The organism is Chitinophaga pollutisoli (assembly GCF_038396755.1).
GTDB classification, from domain to species: domain Bacteria; phylum Bacteroidota; class Bacteroidia; order Chitinophagales; family Chitinophagaceae; genus Chitinophaga; species Chitinophaga pollutisoli.
In genome coordinates this window covers 2,554,546-2,578,252 of record NZ_CP149822.1, presented here as the reverse complement: position 1 = coordinate 2,578,252, position 23,707 = coordinate 2,554,546, and the positions used below count along the sequence as shown (strand labels likewise).

12 protein-coding genes, 2 tRNA genes and 1 pseudogene are annotated in these 23,707 nt (G+C 55.9%); 11 read left to right on the top strand and 4 right to left on the bottom strand.

Annotation, left to right across the window (positions count from 1 at the left end; genetic code table 11):
• Window positions 1–35 precede the first annotated feature (35 nt).
• Both WJU16_RS10465 and pbpC read left to right on the top strand, forming a co-directional pair.
• Window positions 36–5,594, top strand: a complete 5,559-nt coding sequence (locus tag WJU16_RS10465) for an MG2 domain-containing protein (protein ID WP_341838262.1) — start codon at window positions 36–38, stop codon at window positions 5,592–5,594.
• A 9-nt stretch (window positions 5,595–5,603) separates the two neighbouring features.
• Window positions 5,604–8,041: pseudogene (gene pbpC / locus WJU16_RS10455) on the top strand (penicillin-binding protein 1C).
• Here the strand turns inward: pbpC and WJU16_RS10450 are convergent.
• Both WJU16_RS10450 and WJU16_RS10445 read right to left on the bottom strand, forming a co-directional pair.
• Complete coding sequence (locus tag WJU16_RS10450; protein WP_341838259.1) at window positions 8,035–9,294, bottom strand: replication-associated recombination protein A; 1,260 nt, start codon at window positions 9,292–9,294, stop codon at window positions 8,035–8,037. The pseudogene pbpC and the gene WJU16_RS10450 overlap by 7 nt on opposite strands.
• A gap of 12 nt (window positions 9,295–9,306) precedes the next feature.
• Window positions 9,307–9,834 carry a hypothetical protein gene (locus WJU16_RS10445; protein WP_341838258.1) on the bottom strand — a complete coding sequence of 176 codons (528 nt, stop codon included), beginning with the start codon at window positions 9,832–9,834 and terminating at the stop codon, window positions 9,307–9,309.
• A 108-nt stretch (window positions 9,835–9,942) separates the two neighbouring features.
• Here WJU16_RS10445 and WJU16_RS10440 point away from each other — a divergent pair, with 108 nt between their 5' ends.
• From WJU16_RS10440 to WJU16_RS10405, 8 genes are all read left to right on the top strand, one after another.
• Window positions 9,943–11,979 (top strand): M13 family metallopeptidase, encoded by a 2,037-nt coding sequence (locus tag WJU16_RS10440; protein WP_341838257.1) that lies wholly within the window; start codon window positions 9,943–9,945, stop codon window positions 11,977–11,979.
• A gap of 545 nt (window positions 11,980–12,524) precedes the next feature.
• Window positions 12,525–13,133, top strand: coding sequence for a sigma-70 family RNA polymerase sigma factor (locus WJU16_RS10435; RefSeq protein ID WP_341838256.1), 609 nt, complete (start codon window positions 12,525–12,527; stop codon window positions 13,131–13,133).
• A gap of 65 nt (window positions 13,134–13,198) precedes the next feature.
• Window positions 13,199–14,377, top strand: coding sequence for a FecR domain-containing protein (locus tag WJU16_RS10430; protein WP_341838255.1), 1,179 nt, complete (start codon window positions 13,199–13,201; stop codon window positions 14,375–14,377).
• A 177-nt stretch (window positions 14,378–14,554) separates the two neighbouring features.
• A complete protein-coding gene (locus tag WJU16_RS10425; protein WP_341838254.1) occupies window positions 14,555–18,010 on the top strand; it encodes a SusC/RagA family TonB-linked outer membrane protein in 3,456 nt (1,151 codons plus the stop codon).
• A 19-nt stretch (window positions 18,011–18,029) separates the two neighbouring features.
• On the top strand, window positions 18,030–19,562 hold the full coding sequence (locus WJU16_RS10420) for a RagB/SusD family nutrient uptake outer membrane protein (protein ID WP_341838253.1): 1,533 nt from the start codon (window positions 18,030–18,032) through the stop codon (window positions 19,560–19,562).
• 14 nt (window positions 19,563–19,576) lie between these two features.
• On the top strand, window positions 19,577–20,692 hold the full coding sequence (locus tag WJU16_RS10415; protein WP_341838252.1) for a TlpA disulfide reductase family protein: 1,116 nt from the start codon (window positions 19,577–19,579) through the stop codon (window positions 20,690–20,692).
• 208 nt (window positions 20,693–20,900) lie between these two features.
• Window positions 20,901–20,989: transfer RNA gene (locus WJU16_RS10410), tRNA-Ser, on the top strand.
• A 39-nt stretch (window positions 20,990–21,028) separates the two neighbouring features.
• Window positions 21,029–21,103 (top strand) — tRNA-Pro (locus WJU16_RS10405).
• Window positions 21,104–21,219: 116 nt separating this feature from the next.
• Here WJU16_RS10405 and WJU16_RS10400 read toward each other — a convergent pair.
• Window positions 21,220–21,831, bottom strand: coding sequence for a hypothetical protein (locus WJU16_RS10400; protein ID WP_341838251.1), 612 nt, complete (start codon window positions 21,829–21,831; stop codon window positions 21,220–21,222).
• 126 nt (window positions 21,832–21,957) lie between these two features.
• The gene (locus WJU16_RS10395; RefSeq protein WP_341838250.1) at window positions 21,958–22,425 is read right to left on the bottom strand and encodes a YdeI/OmpD-associated family protein; all 468 of its coding nucleotides are present in this window, start codon (window positions 22,423–22,425) and stop codon (window positions 21,958–21,960) included.
• 91 nt (window positions 22,426–22,516) lie between these two features.
• Between WJU16_RS10395 and WJU16_RS10390 the strand changes: the two genes are divergently transcribed.
• Window positions 22,517–23,644, top strand: a complete 1,128-nt coding sequence (locus WJU16_RS10390; protein WP_341838249.1) for a FecR domain-containing protein — start codon at window positions 22,517–22,519, stop codon at window positions 23,642–23,644.
• Window positions 23,645–23,707: the final 63 nt, after the last annotated feature.

The following is a 23,707-nucleotide window of genomic DNA, read 5'->3' as shown; positions in this document are numbered from 1 at the left end:
GATACCTTTAGTCCGTCCAAATTAAAACCTTTACTATGCACCCGAACAAGAGGCTATTGCCCCTGGCCTGCCTGTTAACCGTATTTGCAGCAGCACTGTACCTGGCCGGATGTGGAACGAAAGCCAAAGAGGCAGACCCAGCTTTCGCCCGTTACATCGACGCCTATACGACCGGCATTATTTCCAAACAAAGCGCGATCCGTATCCAGCTGGCGGGAGATGTGAACGTGACCCACGCGGTGAACGAACCCGTGGCCGATGATATCTTCTCCTTCTCACCGTCCATTTCCGGGAAAGCTTTCTGGGTAGATGCCACCACGCTGGAATTCAGGCCGGAGAAAAACCTGGAACCCGGCAAACGCTACACCGGCAAGTTTAAACTCGGTAAAGTGATGACCGTGCCGGCGCAATTCAAAGTTTTCACGTTCGGGTTTGAAGTGATCAAACCTTCTTTTGAAGTGGAATTGCTGGGGCTCAGGACCGCCGGCAACAGCCGGGAAAAAATGCAATACACCGGCGTAGTGCGCACTTCCGACGCGGAAGATGTGCAGGCGGTCGAGAAACTCATATCCGTGCAATACAACGGCGAAAAAACGACCCTGCAATGGCAGCACGACGTCGCCAACAGAACCTATCGCTTCACCATCGGTAATATCACCCGGAAATCCGTCGCCGCGAAGCTGCACATCCTGTGGGACGGCGCGCCGATCAAATCCGATGTGAAAGACAGCCGGGAAATTGAAGTGCCGGCGATCGGGGATTTTAAAGTACTGGACATTCAGCCGAGATATGAACCCGAAGAGCACCTGCTGGTGCAGTTTTCCTGCCCGCTCCTGCCCACGCAGGCGCTGGAAGGCCTCATCACCATCAGCGGCACCACGGATCTGAAATATACCATCGAAGGCAGCGAGGTGAAAGTTTTCGCACCGGGCCGGCTCGAAGGGAATTACACCGTTGTGGTGAATGAAGGGATTTTGAGCGCGTTTGAAGACAAACTCGACAAGGCGTTTACCGGCAGTGTGAATTTTGAAAACCGCCTGCCGTCGGTAACCATCCCGGGCAAGGGCGTGATCATGCCGCAGAGCGGGAAGCTCGTGATGCCGTTTGAAGCAGTGGGATTGAACGCGGTGGATGTAACGGTGGTGAAGATTTATGAAAGCAACATCCCGCAATACCTGCAGCGCAACAACCTCAACGGCGACAACGAGCTTCGGCGCGTGGCGGCCCCCGTGGCGGAAAAAACGATCCGCCTCGATGCCGATAAATCACTGAACCTCCGTCACCGTAACCGCTTCAACCTCGACCTGGAGCAAATCATCAAAGCCGAGCCCGGCGCCATTTACCGCGTGCGCATCGGTTTCCGGAAAGCGTACGCGCTCTACACCTGCAAAGGCGAAGAGGCAGGTTCGGCGGAAGAGGAAGCAGAGATGGAACGCGAATATTATGGCGAAGATATCGATCAGGACGACGCGTTCTGGCGCCGGTACGACGATTATTACCCTTACGGATACAGCTGGAACGACCGCGACAATCCCTGCCGCAACAGCTACTACCATTACGAACGCTGGGCTTCCCGGAACATCGTCGCTTCCAACATCGGCCTCATCGCCAAGCGCGGGAACGATAACAGCATGGTGGTGGCCGTAACCGATATTCGCGATGCCAAGCCTTTGTCGGGCGTGGATATCAATCTGCTCGACTATCAAAACCAGGTGATCTTCTCCACTAAATCCGACGGCGACGGCTTCGCGAAATTCGAGTTGAAGAAGAAGCCCTACCTGCTGGTGGCCAAACGTGAGAACGAGCGCGGCTACCTGAAGCTCGACGATGGTTCCTCGCTACCCCTGAGCCGCTTCGACGTAAAAGGAGAGCAGGTGCAGCAGGGGATGAAAGGGTTCCTGTACGGGGAAAGAGGGGTTTGGCGCCCGGGAGATTCGCTGTTTCTGACTTTCCTGCTGGAAGACAAGGAGCACAAGCTTCCCGAGAACCATCCCGTTACACTGGAACTGTACAACCCGAAAGGCCAACTGTACAAGCGCATCAATCAGCATATTTCCCTGAACGGATTCTATAATTTCAACACCGTGACCGATGCCGGTGCCCCTACGGGCAGCTGGCTCGCCAAGGTGAAAGTGGGCGGCGCGGAGTTCCGGCGCAATGTGCGGATCGAAACCGTGAAGCCCAACCGCCTGAAAGTGAAACTCGATTTCGGGGCGCAGCCATCGCTCGTGAAGGATCAGCAGCCGAAAGGCACCCTCACGGCAGCCTGGCTCTTCGGTGCGCCGGCGCAAAGCCTGAAAGCCAAAGTGGACGTGTCGCTCACGTCTTCCCGCACCGCATTCCCCAGGCTGGAAGGATATTCATTCGATGATCCTGCCGGGAAATTCAGCACCGAAAACAAAACCATCTTCGACGCCAGCCTGAACGAAGAAGGCTCCGCGCCCGTGGCCGCCAATATTCCCGTCGGGGAGCGCGCGCCGGGTGTGCTCAAAGCCAATTTCGAAGTGAAAGTGTTTGAGCCGGGAGGCGATTTCAGTATCGACCATTTCTCCATGCCCTACCACGTTTTCGACACGTATGTGGGCGTAAGGGCGCCGGAAGGCAACCGCCTGACCGGCATGCTCGTTACCGGAAAAGACCATGCCGTAAGTATTGTGAACGTGGATGCCAACGGCAGGCTCCTCAGCGGCAGCCGCAAAGTGGAAGTACAGTTGTATAAAATCCGCTGGCGCTGGTGGTGGGATGAAAGCGATGACGACATCAGCAACTTCACCAACGATAATTATAATCAACTCATCAGCACCGACCAGGTCACGCTCGCAGCCGGCAAAGGCAGCTGGAACCTGCGTGTGGAGCAACCTTCGTGGGGGCGTTACCTCATCCGTGTGAAAGACCTGGAAAGCGGGCACATTACCGGTCAATCCGTGTACATCGACTGGCCGAACTACGAAGAAAGGCTGTCGAAGGAGAATCCTACGGAGGCTTCCATGCTCGTATTCACCGCCAGCAAAACGAAATACAACGTCGGGGAAGATGTGGTCCTGACCATCCCCAGCAGCGAAGGCGGCCGCGGGTTGATCAGTATTGAGTCGGGCAGTAAGGTGCTCAGAACCGACTGGATCAATACCGAAAAAGGGCAGACCGTTTACAAGTTCAAGGCAGAGCCGAACATGGCGCCGAACATCTATGTGAACGTGAGTCTCCTGCAACCGCATGCGCAAACCATCAACGACCTGCCCATCCGCATGTACGGTACGATTCCGGTGCTGGTGGAAGATCCGAATACCATCCTCAAGCCTGTGGTGACGCTGCCGGCCACGTTGCGCCCTGAGTCCGGCGCCTCCATCTCCGTATCGGAAGCCAACGGCAAGGCGATGACATATACCGTGGCCATCGTAGACGAAGGCCTGCTCGACCTCACGCGCTTCAGGACACCGGACGCGCACGGCGTTTTCTACTCTCGCGAAGCGTTGGGCGTGAAAACCTGGGACTTGTTCGATTATGTGATCGGCGCCTGGGGCGGCGACCTGGAGCGGATCCTGAGCATCGGCGGCGACGAAGGACTTAACCGTGGCGCCAGCCAGGCCAAGGCCAACCGGTTTAAACCCGTGGTAAAATTCATGGGGCCGTTTTATCTGAAGAAAGGAGAGAAGCAAACGCATAACTTCCAGCTGCCGCCTTATATCGGTTCCGTGAAAGCCATGGTGGTGGCGGGCCAGGAAGGCGCTTACGGAAACGCGGAGAAAGTAGCTGCGGTGAAGAAGCCCCTCATGCTGCTGGCCACCGCGCCGCGCGTGTTGGGCCCCGGCGAAACGATCCAGTTGCCGGTGACGGTTTTTGGATTGGAACCGCATGTCAAACAAGCCAGCGTTTCCCTCAGCTCCAACCCGTATTTCGAGGTGGTGGGCGATGCCACCAAAACGGTTAGCTTCCCGAAACCGGGTGAGCAGCTGGTGTATTTCGACGTGAAGATCCGCAGCCAGGTAGGCATCGGGAAATTCAAGGTGGTAGCCACCAGCGGTAAGGAAAGGGCGGAAGAAAACGTGGAACTGGATGTGCGCAACCCCAATCCTTTCACCACCAACGTCATCGAAAAAACACTCGAACCCGGCACGAAATGGGACGCGCCCTTTGCGCCGGTGGGCATGGCGGGCACCAATACCGGTGTACTCGAGGTTTCCACCATCCCCGCCCTCAACCTCGATAAACGCTTGAAATTCCTCATCCAATATCCCCACGGTTGCGTGGAGCAGACCACTTCCGGTGTGTTCCCGCAGTTGTCGCTCGGTACCATCATGGACCTCAGCGATAAACAAAAAGCGGATGTGGACCACAATATCAAAAGCGGCATCAACAAACTGAAATCCTTCCAGAATACAGATGGCGGATTGTCGTACTGGCCGGGATCAGGCGAGTCTGACGAATGGGGCACCAACTACGCCGGCCACTTCATGATCGAAGCGCAGGCGAAAGGGTACACCCTGCCCCCGGGCTTACTCGACGGCTGGCGGAAGTTCCAGCGCAACAAAGCCATCAGCTGGGCGCCGAGTTCTTACAATTACGTTGGCGGCGACCTCGTGCAGGCATACCGCCTCTATCTCCTTGCCCTTTCCCGCACGCCGGAAATGGGCGCCATGAACCGCTTGCGCGAATTCCAGTACCTGTCCGTAGCCGCGAAATGGAGACTGGCCGCCGCTTACAAACTCGCCGGCCAATCCGAAGCCGCGAACGCATTGGTGCGTGGCCTCAGCACTACCATCCAGCCATATAATCAGCTGGGCGGTACCTTCGGTTCCACCCTCCGCGACAAAGCTATGATCCTCGAAACGCTCACCCTTCTCGAACAACGCGCCGCCGCCGGCGCATTGCTGAAAGAAGTGGCGTTCGATCTCGGCCAGGAGCAATGGTACAGTACGCAAACCACGGCGTATGCGCTGATCGCCATAGCGAAATATTGCGGTACGAACAAAGGCAGCAAGATGGCGTTTGCTTACACCCTGAGCGGTACCGGCGGAAACGTTAATTCGGAATCCTATCTTACTCAGATCCCGGTGGCATTCAAAGCCAATAACAGCGTTTCGGTACAGAACAAAGGCCAGAATGTGCTCTACGCCCGCCTGATCCTTCGCGGGCAGCCGGAGTCGGGGCAGAACCCCTACGCCGAGAATAACCCGGAAGTGATGGCGATGACCGTGCAGTACAACACCCGAACCGGCAAACCCGTGACCGTGGAAACACTGAAACAGGGCACGGACTTCGTAGCCACGGTTAACGTCCGCAACCCCGGCAAGCGCGGTTACTACGAACAACTGGCGCTCACGCAGGTGTTCCCTTCGGGCTGGGAAATCATCAACACCCGGTTGATGGGCAACGACAGCACGCTGCGCATGTCGCCGTACACTTACCGCGATATCCGCGACGACCGCGTATATACGTATTTCAATCTCGAAGAAAACAAAACCGTTACCTATCAGGTGCTGCTCAACGCGGCGTACCTCGGGCGGTATTACCTCCCCGCCACCAGTACAGAAGCGATGTACGATAATACGATACACGCATTCGTGCCGGGCAAATGGGTGGAAGTAGTGAAGTAATTAATAAACATGAAACTCAAAGCCGGCGCGGAAAACAGCGCCGGCTTTTCTTTCCTTATGTGGACGCGATTCAAAGCATGGGCCTACCGGAGAAGATGGCGGTTAGCGATAGCGGCGTTGCTGCTGGTGGGATATTATTTCCTGCTCCCGCGGCAGTTGTTTACCGCACCTACTTCTTTTGTGATCGAAGACGAACGGGGCGACCTGATGGGCGCGGCCATCGCGAAAGATGGACAGTGGCGCTTTCCGGCGGATAAAGACGTGCCGGATAAATTCGCCAAATGCATTGTGGCATATGAGGATAAACGGTTTTATTACCACTGGGGGATTGATCCCGGCGCGCTGTTGCGCGCAGTGAAACAAAACCTGGGCGGCGGTAGGGTAGTAAGCGGCGCGAGCACCATCACCATGCAGGTCATCCGGTTGCACCGGAACAAGCCCCGCACCATCTGGCAGAAGCTGGTGGAAATGACGATGGCCACGCGGCTGGAGTTCCGTTATTCAAAAAATCCATCCTTGGATTATATGCAGGCAATGCACCTTTCGGCGGAAATGTGGTGGGATTGGAAGCCGCTTCGTGGCGTTATTACGGGAGGAGACCGGACCAGTTATCCTGGGCAGAAACGGCTACCCTGGCGGTTTTGCCGAATAGTCCCGCCCTGATACACCCCGGCCGCAACCGCCAGCGCCTGCTGGAGAAGCGCAATGCCTTGCTGCATAAACTCTGGAGCAACGGCACTATCGATAGCGCGACCTGCGCGCTTTCCTGTATCGAGCCCCTTCCCGACAAACCTCACCCCCTTCCCGAATTCGCTCCGCACCTGCTCAGCCGCTTCCGGCAGGAGTACCGCCTGCGGGGAGAAGATGGACCCACCCGCTTGAAAACCACGATTACAGGCGATCTCCAGCAAAACGTCATCGATATCGTAAACCGGCACCACCTGCAACTGAAAGCCAACGGCATCAACAACGCCGCCGCACTGGTGCTGGACGTGGAAACCGGGCATGCACTCGCGTATGTTGGAAACGTGTACCGGCCGGAAGATCCCGAGCTGGAGGCGTATGTAGATATCATCCATGCGCCACGGAGTCCGGGCAGCACGCTGAAACCACTGCTTTACGCCGGCATGCTCAACGACGGGCTCATGCTACCCCATACGCTCCTGCCCGATGTGCCCACGCATATCGCGGGGTATACGCCCCAGAACTTTGATCAGGCATATGATGGCGGGGTGCCTGCTTCACGCGCCCTGGCACGCTCGCTCAATATTCCCGCCGTAAAAACCTTGCAGCTGTACCGCAGCGACCGCTTCCTCAACCTGCTGCGCCAGCTTGGCATCACCACCATGCGCAAGCCCGCCACGCACTACGGGCTATCGATGATCCTGGGCGGCGGTGAAACAACGTTGTGGGAACTGGCCGGCGTATACGCCAGCATGGCGCGTACCCTCCTGCACCAGGAGCAATACAGCGGCAAGTACGACTCTGACGATTATCATCCGCCCATGTACCGCAGCGGCGATAAAAAGCCCGCAAAACACAACCTTGCCCGCTTCGGCCTTCTCGATGCAGGCGCCATCTGGTATACTTTCAATGCGATGGAAGAAGTCATGCGCCCGGGTGAAGAAATGCTCTGGCAAGCCTTCGCCTCTTCCAAGCGCATCGCCTGGAAAACGGGTACCAGCTTCGGATTCCGGGACGGATGGGCGGTGGGCGTTACCCCGCAGTTCGTAGTGGCGGTGTGGACCGGCAACGCCGATGGAGAAGGGCGCCCCGGGCTGACGGGCGTTTCCGCCGCCGCGCCCGTGATGTTTGATATCTTCAGGTTATTGCCCAATACACTGCCGTTTCCCGTTCCCAACGACCATCTCAACACCATTGCCGTGTGCAGGCAAAGCGGATACCGGGCCGGTGAGCATTGTACCGACCGCGATTCGCTACCCGTGCCGCAGGCGGGACTGCGTTCGGCCGTATGCCCCTATCATCAGCTCATCCATCTCGACCCCTCGGGCAAATACCGCGTCACGGCGGACTGTGAACAACCCGACAAGATGCTGCACAAGCCCTGGTTTGTATTGCCGCCCGCCATGGAGTACTTCTACCGGGCCACGCACGCCTACGAGCCCTTGCCGCCCTATCTTCCCGGATGTGCCACGGAAGACCGTGGCCGCGCGATGGAGCTTATTTACCCCAGGCCCAACGCCCGCATTTACGTGCCCGTGGAGCTCGACGGCTCACTCGGCGAAACGGTCTTCAAAGCCACGCACCGTTCCCCCAACGCCAGGATATTCTGGCACCTGGACGCGGAATTTATCGGGGAAACGCGGGACTTCCACCAGCTGTCGTTCCGACCGAAGGCTGGCAAGCACGTGCTGACGGTCGTTGATGAAGACGGGGAGCAGATCAGGTTGAATTTCGAGATCCTGGATAAGTCGAAGGATCAGTAATTGTATTTTTCTTTCCACAACGCTTTGAGGTAGCGGCGGAGCTCATCTTCCCGGGGATTTCTTCCCGGGTCGTAGAAGCGTGTGCCCGCGATAGCGTCGGGCAGGTATTCCTGTTCGGAGAAGTTGTTCTGGAAGTCGTGGGAATAGCGGTAACCTTTGCCGTAGCCCTGTTGTTTCATGAGTTTGGTGGGCGCGTTGCGGATGTGCAGCGGAACGGGGAGGTCGCCGGTTTGGCCGACTACGCTCTGCGCCGTGTTGATCGCCATGTAGGAGGCGTTGCTCTTGGGAGAGGAGGCGAGGTAAGTGGCGCATTGCGACAGGATGATCCGAGCTTCGGGGTTGCCGATGACGGTCACTGCCTGGAAGCAGCTGGTGGCCAGGAGAAGCGCGTTGGGATTGGCGTTGCCGATGTCTTCGGAAGCGGAAATGACGAGCCTCCGGGCGATGAACTTGATGTCTTCCCCGCCTGCCAGCATGCGGGCGAGCCAGTACACGGCGCCGTTGGGATCGCTGCCGCGGATGGATTTGATGAAGGCGGAGATGATGTCGTAATGCTGTTCGCCGGATTTATCGTAGAGGGCTACGCGCTGTTGCGCGATGTCCATTACTTTTTCGTTGTTGATGAGGATGGGGGATTCGCCTTGCAGTGTGTCCACGACCAATTCGAAAAGGTTGAGGAGTTTGCGGGCGTCGCCGCCGGAGATGTTGAAGAGGGCTTCCGTTTCTTTGAGCTCGATGGTTTTTTCGGCGAGCCATGCGTCTTTTTGCATGGCGATGCGCAGCAGTTTGAGGAGCTCTTCCGGCCCGAGGGGCTTCAGCACATACACCTGGCTCCGGGAGAGCAAGGCCGCGTTGACTTCGAACGAAGGATTTTCGGTGGTGGCGCCGATGAGGGTGATGATCCCTTTTTCCACGGCGCCCAGCAAGGCATCCTGCTGGGATTTGTTGAACCGGTGGATCTCGTCGATGAACAATACCGCGTGGCGGCTCTTGGCCAGGTCGATCACTTCCCGGATATCCTTCACGCCGGAAGAAATGGCGCTGAGGGTGTAAAACGGTACCTGCAGGGTATGCGCGATGATATTGGCGATGGTGGTTTTACCCACGCCGGGAGGGCCCCAGAGGATCATGGAGGGGATTTTTCCCGCTTCAATGGCCTTCCGCAGGATGCTGCCCTGGCCTGTCAGGTGTTCCTGGCCCACGAGGTCGTCCAGCGTTTCCGGACGGAGTCTTTCTGCCAATGGTGCGCGCATGGTCCTTTTTGATTATACGTCGAAGAATTTTTCATTTTTCTCGGCTTCCTCCCGGTCTTTCTTCCATTTGTTGAGGAAGAAGCTGGAAAGAACGCAGTTGATGGCAATGGCCGCGGCATGGATGCCAAACAGGATATTGATCATGCGCATCATCGTGCTGATGAGGGTTTCTTTCGTATATCCGGAGTCTTTGGGTACGTCGCCGATGGGCCACATCTTTTCCAGCTCCGCGGGCGTCAGCCGGTTCATCTGGATCAATACCGACATGAAATACATCGCGTACAGGAAAGCCAGCACGCTCAGTATGATCATTTGCTTAGGAAAGCCCTCCGGCAGCGGTGCTCCCGGATGATTCAAGGTGCGTTGCAGCCGCAGGCAATAGTAGTTATGAAAGATCGCCGTCGCATACATCATCAGCATCATGAGCGCCGGTATGGATGGGCTGAGCAGGGTCGACATCAATACGAACACCGCCAGCAGGCTCAATGAGATAATATTGCCCCAGGAGAGAAACCGAAATAGTCCAAACAGAAGATTCATCCTTTTCCACTTTTTAGTCACTGCAAACCTACGAATTTACCATTTAACACAAAGCCCGCGCCGGAAGTGCCAAATCTTCAATAAATTTAGCTATCTAAACCTGAGCATATGCTATCACTTAACACCTCCGCCAGGCGCACGACGGCCGCTATCCTGCTGGCTATCGCCGCCGCGGGGCCTGCCGCCGCACAAAAAGTGCCGGCATTCGATAATTCGTCTCTCGACAAGAGCATTAAACCCTGCCACGACTTCGACGGCTTCGCCAACCAGGGCTGGAAGAAAAACAACCCCATCCCCGGCACCGAGAGCCGCTGGGGCGCATTCAACATCCTCGACCGGGAAAATAAAGAAGTCCGCCTCAAAGGCATTATCCACGAAATCGCTGGAAAATCCGGCCTCGCCAAAGGCAGCGAAGAACAACAAATCGCCGATTTTTACGCGGCTTTCCTCGACACCGTTACCATCGAAAAACGTGGCATCGCCCCTCTTAAAATGTGGATCGACAAGATCGACCGGATCGGTACCATGGGCGATTGGGCCATCGTTTCCGGTGAGCTGAACGTCATGGGCGTAAGTACCTGGGCGGGTTTTGGTGTGGAAGGCGATCTCAAAGACAGTAAAGTAAACGCTGTTTACGGCGGTCAGGACGGTCTTAGCCTCGGGGAACGTTCCTACTACGAGCGCACCGACGAAAGCACCCAGAACGTCCGGAAAGAATTTGTGGGGCACGTCAACAAGATGTTCGCCCTCGCCGGATTCCCGGAAAAGAACCCCGGCGAAACGATCCTCGCATTCGAAACGGCACTCGCCAAGCTCCAGCTCACCAACGTTGAGCTGCGCGACCCCGTGAAAACCTACAATAAAATCGCATTCAAAGAGCTCCGCACCCTCGCGCCGGAATTCGATTGGGGCGGTTTCTCCATCGTGCAGGGCATCCATACCGACACGCTCGTGTTGCAGAACAAGGCCTATGTCACCAACGGCGCGAAACTGCTGAAAGCCACGCCGATCGAAACGCTCAAAACATACACCAAATTCAAGCTGCTGAGTACTTTCGCCGGATTCCTGCCGAAGAAATTCGACGATGAAAACTTCCGCTTCTTCGCCACGGTGATGACGGGCCGCAAAGCCCAACGCCCCCGTGTCGACCGCGCCATCCGGTCCGCCGACGGCGTGCTGGGCATGCCCCTGGGAAAACTTTTCGCAAAGAAATATTTCCCGGAATCCAGCAAGCAGAAAGTGTCGGATATGATCGAGAACGTGCGCACGGTGTACGGCGAACGCATCGACCAGCTCGACTGGATGAGCCCGGAAACCAAGCAGATGGCCCACAAAAAACTAAAAGCCTTCACGTATAAAATCGGCTATCCCGACAACTGGAAAGATTATTCCAAAATCGATATCCAGCGCGATAAACTGGTAGAAAATATCATCAGCGCCAACAAATTCAAGCATGAGGAAACCGTGAATAAGATCGGTAAGCCGGTGGACAAAACGGAATGGCTCATGACTCCGCAGACCGTAAACGCATATTACAACCCGCTGAACAACGAAATCGTTTTCCCCGCGGGCATCCTGCAGCCGCCGTTCTTCAATCCCGATGCCGACGACGCGATCAATTACGGTGGTATCATCGCCGTGATCGGCCACGAGTTCACGCATGGTTTCGACGACCAGGGCTCGCAGTTCGATGCCGAAGGCAACCTGCAGAACTGGTGGACCGAAGCCGACCGCAAAAACTTCGACGGACTGGCAAAACGCTACATCGATTATTTCGGCGGGCTGGAAGCCTTGCCTGGCTTCAAGATTAATGGTGCGCTCACGATCGGGGAGAATATCGCCGACCTGGGCGGTCTTACCCTGGCGTATTATGCGCTAAAGAAATCTTTTGAGGGGAAAGCAGAACCCGCTCCCATCGATGGCTTCAGCTGGCAGCAACGATTCTTCCTTGGCTGGGCGCAGGTTTGGCATGCCAATATCACGGACGCCGCTTTGCGCAACCAGATCCAGACGGATCCGCATAGCCCGGCACGTTACCGCATCAACGGGCCCATGCCGCACCTGAAAGAATTCCATGACGCATTCAAATGCGGCGAAGGCGATGCCATGGTGCTCCCCGCCGCGCAGCGTGTGGTAATTTGGTAAATGCAGTTTTTGCTGAAATAAAAGTGAACGGCCGGGAGGAGACTTCCGGCCGTTTTCGTATGGTATTTTGCCTGAAATTTTTAACGATGGCGTTGGCGGAAGATAAAATACAGGTTTTGTTGACGCTGGCGTTATGGTTGTTGCGTAGTTCTACGCTCATGATTTTCGGTATTAATACGCTTTCCTAACGATTTGAAAAACATGAACTTTGGGACTGGATCTAATGGTCATCAGTCATCCACTAGACCCATCGGCCTGTCCACCGTTGTAACCCCAAATTTTTCCCCTGGAGGCCGGTGCAGGTTCCCGTACTACCTGTGCCGGCGCCAACGGTTTCTTCCTTTCCCCCAGATTAATACGCTTTCGAGAGTTTGTTTTCCCGCCAAGGGGAAACCTTTGCCCCTGCCCGCGCAAATACTATCAGTAACCGCTGAATAGATCATATATCAAACACGAGCCACCAGTATTGCGCAGGTGGTTTTTTTTCGTCTAATGCCTATCTTTAACCCCAGCCCGCTCCACATAACGGGCCGGATTATTCGGGGATGAACGGCGGCATAGATATCAACCAGGCGATTTTGACGGACTTCTCCAATGGAGACGAAGCCGCTTTCCGGCAGGTGTTTGACCTGCTCTACCGGCCGTTGTGCTTCTTCGCCGGCAAATTCACCGGGCAAAAGGAAGAGGCCGAAGACATGGCCGCACAGGCTTTTCATAAACTTTGGCTCCGCCGCGAAGGCTTCGATGCCCTGCCCGCCATCCGCTCCTTCCTCTACACCACGGTTAAAAACCAATGCCTCGATCTTATCAAACATAAAGCCGTTGTTTCCCACGCGCACCAGCAGCTGGCCACCTCCCCTGAAGCGGCGGACTCTTTCGCGGAATCGCACCGGATGCAGGCGGAACTGCTGGAGCTGATATTTGGGCAAATCGCGAAACTGCCGGAGAAATACCGGCTGGTATTGGAAATGAGTTTTAAAGAGGAATTAACCGTCCCCGAAATCGCACAACGGACAAATAAGGCGGAAAACCATGTCCGGGCCGACAGGTCGCGGGCGCTGGCCATGCTCCGCGCTTCCCTGAAAGACCAGCATCTGCTGGAAGCAGCGCTGGTCCTCTGGAGTATATATGAAGCGGGGCATTTTTACCGGTAAAAAATATTCTTAAAAAAATCTGGCCAAAACTGCTGCGTTTTGCGGCGGTGGTCGTTTCAATCTATATGCAACCCGGATTTTCATTCAACGGACAGCAGCGGGAGGCGATCCGTAAACAGTGGGCGGGGCAGCCGCTCAGCCCACAGGAACAGTCGCTTTTCGACGACTGGCTGGCCGCGTCGCCCGAAAACAGGGCGGTTTGGGAAGAGCTGGATGGCGAAGCTTCGCTGGAAAGGCTTTTCGCTGAATGGAAAAGTTATGACGGGGAAGCCGTCTGGGAAAAAGTAGCAGCGCTGCGCCGTCGACCGTCTGTAGCGCCCCGGCAGCCCCGGAAAATCTATCGCTGGGTGGCCGCTGCGGCTATTTTGATCCTGGTGGCGGCGGGGGCTTACCTGCTGACAAACCGCCCGTCTACACAAATTCCTGTTGCGGAGGCAGTCACAAAAGACGTTTTGCCCGGCGGCAACAAAGCGGTGCTGGTATTGGCCGACGGCTCAGAAGTAACGCTCGACAGCGCAGGCAGCCAGGTAATCCGCCAGGGGGCAACCGCCATCCGTCAGCAAGCGGGTCAATTACAATACGACGCTTCCGGCGAGGAAGCCGCCATACAGTATAACACGCTAAGAACCCCGCGCGGCGGGCAATTCAGGATTACGCTGCCGGATGGTACAGCGGTTTGGCTCAATGCAGAATCCTCACTCCGCTTCCCTACCGCTTTCAGCGGGAAAGAACGGATGGTGGAGATGACGGGTGAAGTGTATTTCGAAGTAGCGCAGGACGCCGCCAAACCTTTCCGCGTTATGGCCAGGAACGGCGCTGCGATCGAAGTGCTGGGCACGCAGTTCAACGTTAATGCGTACGAAGATGAGCGCGCCATCCTCGCAACTTTGCTGAGCGGCGCGGTGAACGTCAGGAAAAATGGGCGCGCCGCACGGTTGAAACCCGGCCAGCAGGCGCAGGTAACCGCCGGTATCGAGGTGGTGGAGGGCGCCGACCTGGAGAAAGTGATGGCATGGAAGAACGGCGTTTTCAATTTCAACGACGCGAAACTGAAGGATGTAATGCAACAATTGTCGAGGTGGTATGATATCGAAGTGGAATACAGGGGAAACGTTCCGGATACCGAATTCTGGGGTAAAATGGGCCGTAATCTTACGCTCATGCAAGTACTCAGCGGGCTGGAAGGAACCGGCATACATTTTAAACTGGAAGACGATGGGAAAAAACTGGTCGTGTTGCCATGACCATAAAAATAGCCGCTGCGTCTGAACCACGAAGCGGCCGAAGTTTCAGGCTTATACCTTAATTAATCAACCAGAAACCGTTACAAAAGTATGTTTTTTAGCACATTTTGTGACCGGAATCCTCATGTCCCGCCACGGCGGGCCAGGTTCCGGCTATCGACCAAAATTGAACGTTTCATGAAACTGACCACCTTTATGCTCCTGGCGGTATGCTTGCATGTTTCCGCTGGCACGGCTGCGCAGGGCATCACCTTTGCCGGCCGGCAGGTTCCGCTGGAGCGGGTCTTTACCGCCATCGAGAAGCAGACGGGCAACGTGGTGTTTATCAGCAAACAGCTGCTCGGCGAATCCAGGCCGGTATCGGTGGATGTGAAGAACATGCCGTTGCAGGCTTTTCTTGCGTTGGTGCTGAAAGATCAGCCGCTGGAATTTTCTCAGGAAAAGGAAACGATTTTCATCCGTAGAAAAGCGGCGGTACGCATGGCCGGCCCGCCGGTAGCCGCGACCGCCTTCTTTCCGGTGAGCGGCGTGGTGATGGATTCTTCCGGCCTGTTTCTCGCGGGCGCGTCCGTGCGGGTAAAAGGCACCAACGTATCCACGGTGTCGGGCGTCAACGGGCAATTCAATCTCAATGCCAACACCGGCGATGTGTTGGTGATCACTTATGTGGGATATAAGACGGCCGAGTTCAAGGTGATCAATTCCATCCCCGTCATGATCCGGCTGAGCCGCGAGAGCACCACTATCAGCGAGGTGTCGGTAACGCTGAATACCGGTTACCAGAGTATTCCCCGCGAAAGGGCGACAGGTTCATTTTCCATCGTGAGCGGCGCGCAGCTGGAAAATAAATTGCGCCCCGACCTGAAAGCCGCGCTGGAAGGGCAGGTAGCAGGTATGCAGCTCACCCGTGAAGGGAACCTGGAAATCCGCGGCGTGTCTACTTTCATGCTCGCAGAGCGGGCGCCGCTGATTATCGTGGATGGGTTCCCCATCACCGGGGGCCTCGAAACGCTCAACATCGACGCCATCGAAAGCGTAACGGTGCTGAAAGACGGTGTGGCCGCATCCATTTACGGCGCGCGCTCTTCCAACGGCGTGATCGTGGTAACGACCAAACGCGGGAAGAAAGGGGGGCTGAATGTTGCCTACAACGGTTCTTTCGGCATCACCCAGGCGCCCGACCTCAAATACCTCCGCCGTGCCAGCGCCAAAGATTACGTGGAAGCGGAACTGGATATTTACGCCCAGGATCCGAATTCTTACCTAAATTCCTACAACGCTTACCGCTACCTGTCGCGCGTTAATTACCTGAAAGTAGCCGAGTCGCAGGGGATCATGTCGTCGCACGATGTGGCGGCGGAACTGGAGCAGCTCAAATCCAACGATGGTATCGGGCAATTGCAGGATTATCTTTTCCGGAATCAACTCACCCAGCAGCATAACATCAGTTTGTCAGGCGGTAACGATAAGAACCAGACGGTAGCCACGGCGAAGTTCATCGGCAACCGCGGCAATACGTTGTACACGAGGGATAACAGGTTGATCATGGATATCCGCAACGACTGGAAGCCCGCAAAGTGGCTGCAGTTCCGGCTATTCTCCAACATCAACTACAGCACGGGCCAGGCGCCGCTGCGGCCGATGAGCGATTTCCTCAATTACTATTCCCAGTTCCTGATCCATCCTTACGACCTGGTGGTGGACCCGGCCACGGGGCAGCCGCTGGAGATACACGCCACCAATCCCCGGAAGATCGCGCGGTATGATGCACTGCCCGGATTGAAGGATATGTCGTACAACCCGCTGAACGACCTTGCGGAGGAGATCACCCGGCAACAGAACTTCCAGTTCCGCATCGGCGGCAACCTGAATATATTGCTGGCCCAGGGCCTCACCCTCGAGGCAGGCGGCAGCTGGACGCGGGGCAATTCTTTCGTCCGCAGTTTGTCCGGCAAGGATTCGTACCGCATGCGCATGGGTTATAACGACGCCACGTCGTCCACCGTGCCTTCGAAACATTATATCCCCGAAGGAGATATGCTGAACGAATCGCGCAACATCAATCAGGCTTACACCCTTCGCGGGCAGCTCAACTTCAACCGTGATTTTGGCGCCCACAGCGTGATAGCGCTCGCAGGGACGGAAGTGTCGCGCGATGTATGGGATAATAATACCCTGCCCACGCGCTTCGGTTACAACGACCAGGCGGGTACGTTCAATACCTTCAACTACGCGGATTACATCGCAGGGAATTACAATGCGGACATGCTCATGTCGGCCGGGAGGCCCACGGCCAGCATTGGTTCCATGGCTTTCCGGGATAACCGGTTTGTATCGTGGTACGCCAACGGCTCTTATGAATACGACCGCCGTTTCCTCGTGAGCGGGAGCATCCGGTTGGATCAGACCAACTTCTTCGGCACTGATGCCCGTTACCGTTACAAACCGTTGTGGTCTGCGGGCGCAACGTACAAGATTTCCAACGAAAGCTATTTCGACGTGCCGTGGTTGAGCAAACTGTATGTGCGGGGATCGTACGGCATCAACGGGAATATCTCGCTGAGTACGGGGCCCTTCCTGATCGTGGCGCCGGGCAATTATTCGGATCTGACAGGCGACATTTCCTGGAACATCGCTTCCCCGCCCAATAATTCCCTCCGCTGGGAGCGAACGAACACGACCAACTTCGGCACCGACTTCTCCCTGTTTTCCAAACTGAATTTTTCTTTCGATTACTACCTGCGCAAAAGCAAGGAACTCCTGGCCGCCGATCCCGTAGACCCCACGCTGGGCTACACATCGCTGGTGAAAAACGTGGGGCAGATCAACAATACCGGTCTGGAACTGTCTATTGACGGGGATGTGATCCGGAAGGGGGATTTCACCTGGAATGTGTTGGGGACGATGAGTTACAATGTGAATAAAGTGGTGGCGTATAATGTCAATTATTTGTTTTCCACTTCGCTCACATCCAATTCCGTGAATAAGGCGGGCATGCCCGCGAATTCGCTGTGGGCTTTCCGCTTTGCCGGGCTGGATGGCAACGGGGCGCCGCAATATTTCAATACGAAGAACGAGAAAATTACCGGTGGCGCGGTGTCGGTAGATGATGTGCAGTACATGGGCACCCTCCGGCCGAAGTTCGCTTACAGCCTCACGAATACTTTCAAGTACAGGAACGTGGACCTCGCGTTTATGCTCCTGGCGAAGACGGGGCACATCATCAGGCGGCATTCCTACGATGGTTCTTCCATCCAGCACGAGGATGTTGGCAAGCGCTGGCGGAAGCCCGGCGATGAAGCCTTCACGAATTTCCCCGCGCTCAACCAGATGTCGTTTGATTTCTTTTACTACACCTCTTCCGACATTTTCGTGGAAAGCGGCAACTTCCTCAAACTGCGCGACGCATCTGTCACCTATCACTTCAACAAACCCCTGCTGCGTAAAATCGGCGTGGGCAATGCGAGCCTGATGTTACAGGGGCGTAACCTCCTCATGATCACGGCCAACAGCAATAACCAGGATCCCGAAGCCTGGGAACTGGGCGGAGGTGATCCCGCACAAGCCGAACTGGGTTTCACGCCCTGGCGGCCCATGCCCGAATTTTATCTCGGCCTTCGTGTCAATTTCTAAAACTTAACACTAACCGGTCATGCGACTTTCTTCCATATTACTTTTTGCTTCCGCCGTTTCGCTAACGGCCTGCAACAAATTCCTGGACGTCAAACCCAAAGGGAAACTCATCCCCCGGGAGGTTTCGGAATTCAATAAACTGCTCGATAACGCGGATGTGGTGCGGTATCCGTTCCTCAACAACAACACCACTTCCATGCTGGGATATATGACAGACAACCTGACGCTGTCGGAAGGTATCGGGAAAGTCTTCTACAAAGCGAACAACAGTCCGAACATCGATAATTACTACAGTTATATTTTCCGCCCGCCTTTCAGGAACCCCACGCTGATAGATTACTTCTGGGAATGGGGTACCTACCGTTCGATGAAATATATCAACAACGTGATCGACGGGGTGAAGGAAATCCGCACGACGCAGAATGCCGAAGAGGCAGACGCGGTGCTGGCGCAGGCGTATGTAGCCCGCGCCTGGAGCTATTTCCATGCCACGCTCGTGTATGGCCCGGTGTATAAACCCGGTGGCGGCAACACGGCCAAAACCATTCCTTACCTTACCACGGCCAATGTGGACGCGCCAATGCCGGATTTGTCGACGCAGGAAGAAGTGTTCGCCAAAGTGCTGGCCGACCTGCATGCGGCATTGCCCATCAGCCCGGTTTCGGTAAACCATCCTTCCCGCGCCAATAAGGTGGCTACGCAAACGATGCTGGCATATTACCACTTGTTTACGCAGAAATACGATAGCGTAGCTTATTACGCGAACCTCGCCTGGACCGCCGCCGCGGCCAATGGCGTGGATAAAGTGCTGTATGATTTCAATACGCTGTCGCTGGCGAACCCCGCGAACCCCGCGGCCAGCCAGGTTAATAGCCCTGATAGTAAAATCCACCTGCCCACGAGCCGAGAGATGCTGTTCTTCCGCGCGTCGGATGTAAGGTCGGGCCGTTCGAACAATTCCTATCCTTCCGCGGAATTCATCGCCTTGTTCGATCCTGCCACGGACCTTCGGTACCAGTATTGGTTGCTGACGGCGCCGGGGTATAAGACCACTTACAACGGCGTGGTGTACGACGACGGGCCGAAGCTGCAGTATTTCCGTGGCGAAACGGTATCCGGCGGTTTGCCGCGGTTCCAGATGACGGCGGGATTTTCTTATCCCGAGTTGCTGCTGATGCGCGCGGAAGCCTATGCGCGCACCAACCGGCTCGCAGAAGCGATGGCGGACGTGAACCTCCTGCGCAAATTCCGCATGGCGCCGGGGACGCCGGATCTTACCATGCCGGCCGGCCAGGATGCGGTAATCGATCTTGTTTTGCAGGAGCGCCGCCGCGAGTTGCCGCTGGCGCATATGAAGCGGTTCTTCGACCTGAAGCGCTTCTGCCTCGAAAGCGGGAAGCCCTGGGGCAAAACGACGATCTCACATACCGTGGGTACGGAAATGTACGAAGGAAAGATCGACGATCCGCTTTTCATTTTACCTAAAACCAATTCCGTACTGATGTTCAACCCCCAGTGGGGAATCGCGCCGGATACAAGACCTTTTAACTGATAACGCAACGCACCATGAAACAATACCTGAAAAGCATATTAGCATTAACGATGTTGGCGGCGCCGGTGGCAGCCATGGCCCAGCAGGGCGTGTCGTATACAATAAAGGGAAAGATAGATGGGATGACGGCATCCAAAGTGTACCTCGGTTACCGCTCGGGAAAAACGTATGTACGGGATTCAGCGGAAGTGAAAGCCGGTGTTTTTGAACTGAACGGGAAAGTGACGGATCCCGTTTCCGCGACGCTGACTTCGCAACTCGCGGGCGGCTACGACTACCTGACAGTATATCTGGAAAACGCCACCATTACGGTGACCGGCGAAAACAAGCTGGCCGGCGCGAAAGTGGAAGGCGGCAAGGATAACCGTTATTATGCAGAATTGCAGCAGTTGATGGCGCCGCTCGTGCAGCGGGATAAGGAAGCTTCGGCGGCATATGCGGCGCTGACGAAAGAGGAAAAACAAACCGAATCCGTGAAACAACAACGGGTATCGTTCGACGATTCGCTGACGGATGCGCGGAAAGCCATCTTCGCCGCGTTCATCGATAAACATCCGAACACGGTGGTGAGCCTCGACCTCCTGGATTCCTACGGCGGCCTGTTCCCCGAGGCGGGCGTGCTGGAACCCTTGTATAAAAAGCTTTCCAAAAAAGTGAAAGCTACCGGCAAAGGCAAGATATACGCTGAAACCATCACCCGGCTGAAGCGTATTGAGATCGGCGCGCAGGCGCCGGATTTTGTGCAGAAAGATGTGGCCGGCAAGCCTGTCAGGCTGTCGGATTACCGCGGCCAGTATGTACTGTTGGATTTCTGGGCGTCGTGGTGTAAGCCCTGCCGTGCCGAGAATCCCGCGGTAGTAAAGGCTTACAGCGATTATAAATCGAAGAACTTCACGGTGCTGGGCGTTTCGCTCGACAATGAACAGCTGCGCGGCGCATGGCTCAAGGCTATCAAAGACGACGGCCTCACCTGGAAACAGCTCATCGACCTCGACGAACAGAAGGCGTCGGACATTTATCATGTACAGGCGATTCCGCAGAATTTCCTGATCGACCCGAAAGGTAAGATCGTGGCGAAGAACCTGCGCGGGGAGGAGCTGGCCGGCAAGCTTGCGGAAATCCTGCATTGAACGCTATACGGCGGGCTGGCGGGTGATTTTCCGCAAGGCGAAAGCCAGCCGGCCTGCCTTTCTACACATAATAAAAAGATAGGTTTTGATCCGTTTGAAGGAGCGTTGCGGCGGGTCCGCGAGGGTTAGGGGAATATTTTTAATCTTAATTCATTCCCAGTTTGGAAAATTCTAAATAATTCCTATTTTTGCAACCCCGCAAGGGGATGGTGAGGTGCCTGAGAGGCCGAAAGGACCGGTTTGCTAAACCGGCGTACGGGTCAAACTGTACCGAGGGTTCGAATCCCTCCCTCACCGCAGACTCCGCCAGGTTTAACTGGAGAGTGTTTGAAGGCTCGGGATGTAGCGTAGCCCGGTTATCGCGCCTGGTTTGGGACCAGGAGGTCGCAAGTTCGAATCTTGCCATCCCGACAAGTTTGAATTTGATTTTCCCGAATTCATAAGATTTTAAACCTGCCATTTGGCAGGTTTTTTTGTTTGGAATCTGATGGGTTCCCTCGTATGGTGCTCGGCGTGAGTACCGGCGCCTATTTATCCTTCACCGGCTCCTTCGCATAGAAGCCCGTTACTTTGTATTCCGTTCCCACTTTGCCGAAGATGAAGGCGAAATAATGCTCGCCGTTCCCGTTGGGTTGGGGATATTGATGGTACACCTCGTACAGGGGCGCCGAGCTGTCCAGCCCGGGGCGCAGGCGGCGGTAATAGTCATCTTCCGAACCCACGGCAATCTCACGGACTTCTTCCCCGTTTTCTTTTTCCAGCGCAGCCTTTACTTCTGGCGTAAGTATCTTATCGCGGTATCGCGAGAATTGCTTTTCTGTGATCCGGCCGGCGGATGTGTCCGGCGATGTTGAACGAAGGTCGTCGTCGCTCCATTTGGGCGCCGTTTGCAGGGGGAAGCGCATCATTTTTTGGATTGTTTCCCCGTCGCCGGCGGTGGCGGCGGTGCGGAAGGCGGTCAGGGAGGTGCGGAACAGCTGTTCATTGGTGCTACTTTGCGGTCTGGGGCCGCCGCCGGGCATCTGTGCAATCGTGTCTTCTGCGGGCGGAACGGCCGTTTGGCTCGTTTGTTTCGGCTCCGGCTGGCCGCAGGATGCAACGGCGGCGCAGAACAACAGCGTGATGGACAGGTTTTTCATACGGAAAATATTTGGTGGTCCCCTTCAACATTACAAATACGGTGCCTCCCTGCCCGTACCCCTCCGGAAATATCAGGGAACAGCGGCAGTGTGGCATCCGGACTGCAATCTGTTGACCGCCGGGGCCTATTGTTGCTTCAGGAGGCTTTCCAGTGTTTCTACAATCTTTTTCGTTTGATGGGCAGGACTGGTAGCGGCGTTGACGGCCGTTATAATCGTTTTTTGCCGGCTTTCCGGCAGTGCGAGAAAGGCTTCGAGCGCCGCGGGCTCATCGTCAAGGCACGCCTGCAAGGTTTCCGGGATGCTCACGGCGGTGGTATCGCGGAATAGAACGATATACACGCGGTCACCCTCTTTTTTACAGAGTTTTTTACGCAATGCGGCTTTTATGGGAAGGAAAAGGCGTCCCTGGCCCATGGGCATCAGGCGGGTCAGGCCGAGGTCTATTCCGTCGATGGTGCCCGTTACCCGGATCCATCCGAAGGCCACGCCGGAATCAGGGGCGATTTCGGGGATGTAGGCGTAAGTCCATCCGCCCTTAGCCTGGAAGCGTTCCAGGACGTAGTGGCTGGCGATAAGCGGGGTGACTGTCATGGCGATAGGATTGAATTTTAAAGTTACACGAAAAAAATAGGGCCGGAGGTGTAGGGGGAGGTCCGATTCCAGTACATATAAGTACAAGGTTATGGACAAGCATACATTTATTTTACTGGCAGACCGCTACCGGGATGGTTCGGCATCTGATGCGGAAAAGCGCCTGGTGGACGCGTATTGCGAACGCCTGGAACAGCAGCCCCGTGAGGAATTGTCGCCTGAGGAGGCAAGCAGCCTGGAGATGCTGATGTATGCCCGTATCATGCGTTCCATTCATCAAAAATCCGCTCCCCGCCGGTTATACTGGTGGTATGCCGCGGCGGCCGCTGTGGTGCTGGCCGCGGGAGCCGCTTTCTTCCTGCTACGGCCTTCCGCCGTGCCTGCCGGGCACCTCGCCCGGGAGGAACGTTTCAAAAACGATCTCGATCCCGGTGTGGACAAGGCCACGCTCACCCTGGCCGACGGTTCCGTCATCGCCCTGGGTAACGAAAGCCACGAAACCATCGCCCGCCAGGGCGGTGCCGCCGTGCTCCAGACTGCTGCCGGCGTGCTGGAATACCAGTCGTTCGGCGCAACTGAAAAGCCGGTCTACAATACCCTTTCCACGCCTGCAGGCGGCCAGTTCCGCCTCACCCTGCCCGACGGCAGCAAGGTATGGCTCAATGCGGGCTCTTCCTTGCGCTTTCCGACCGTTTTTACCGGTCTGGAGCGAATGGTGGAGCTGAAAGGGGAAGCATATCTCGAAGTCAGCAAAGACGCCGCGCGTCCTTTCCGCGTCATCGCCAAAGGCATGACGGTGGATGTTCTGGGAACGCATTTCAACATAAACGCATACGACAACGAGCCCTCCATTCGTACGACTCTCCTGGAAGGAGCGGTACGTGTGGGGAAAGACGGGCAGAGCCGTATCCTGGCGCCCGGCGATCAATCCAGCCTCATGCCCGACGGGCAAATCAGGGTGGCGTCGGGAGTAGATATGGGTGCCGTTACCGCCTGGAAAGACGGGAAGTTCAGCTTCCACGAAGCGCCCATCACCGAAGTGATGCGCCAGGTGGAACGTTGGTATGGGGCCGAAGTGGTGTATGAAGGAGAGGTGACGCATCATTTTGTGGGCACGCTGCCCCGCAACTTGCCGGTATCGCGCTTGTTGGAAATGTTGGAAATGACCGGGCGTGTGAAATTTATGATCGAAGGGAATAAGATTATCGTAAAACCGTAAGAAACATGAGACCGTTATAGCCAAAAAAATCCCGGCTTTGCGGCCGGGATCCGGCAACAGGAG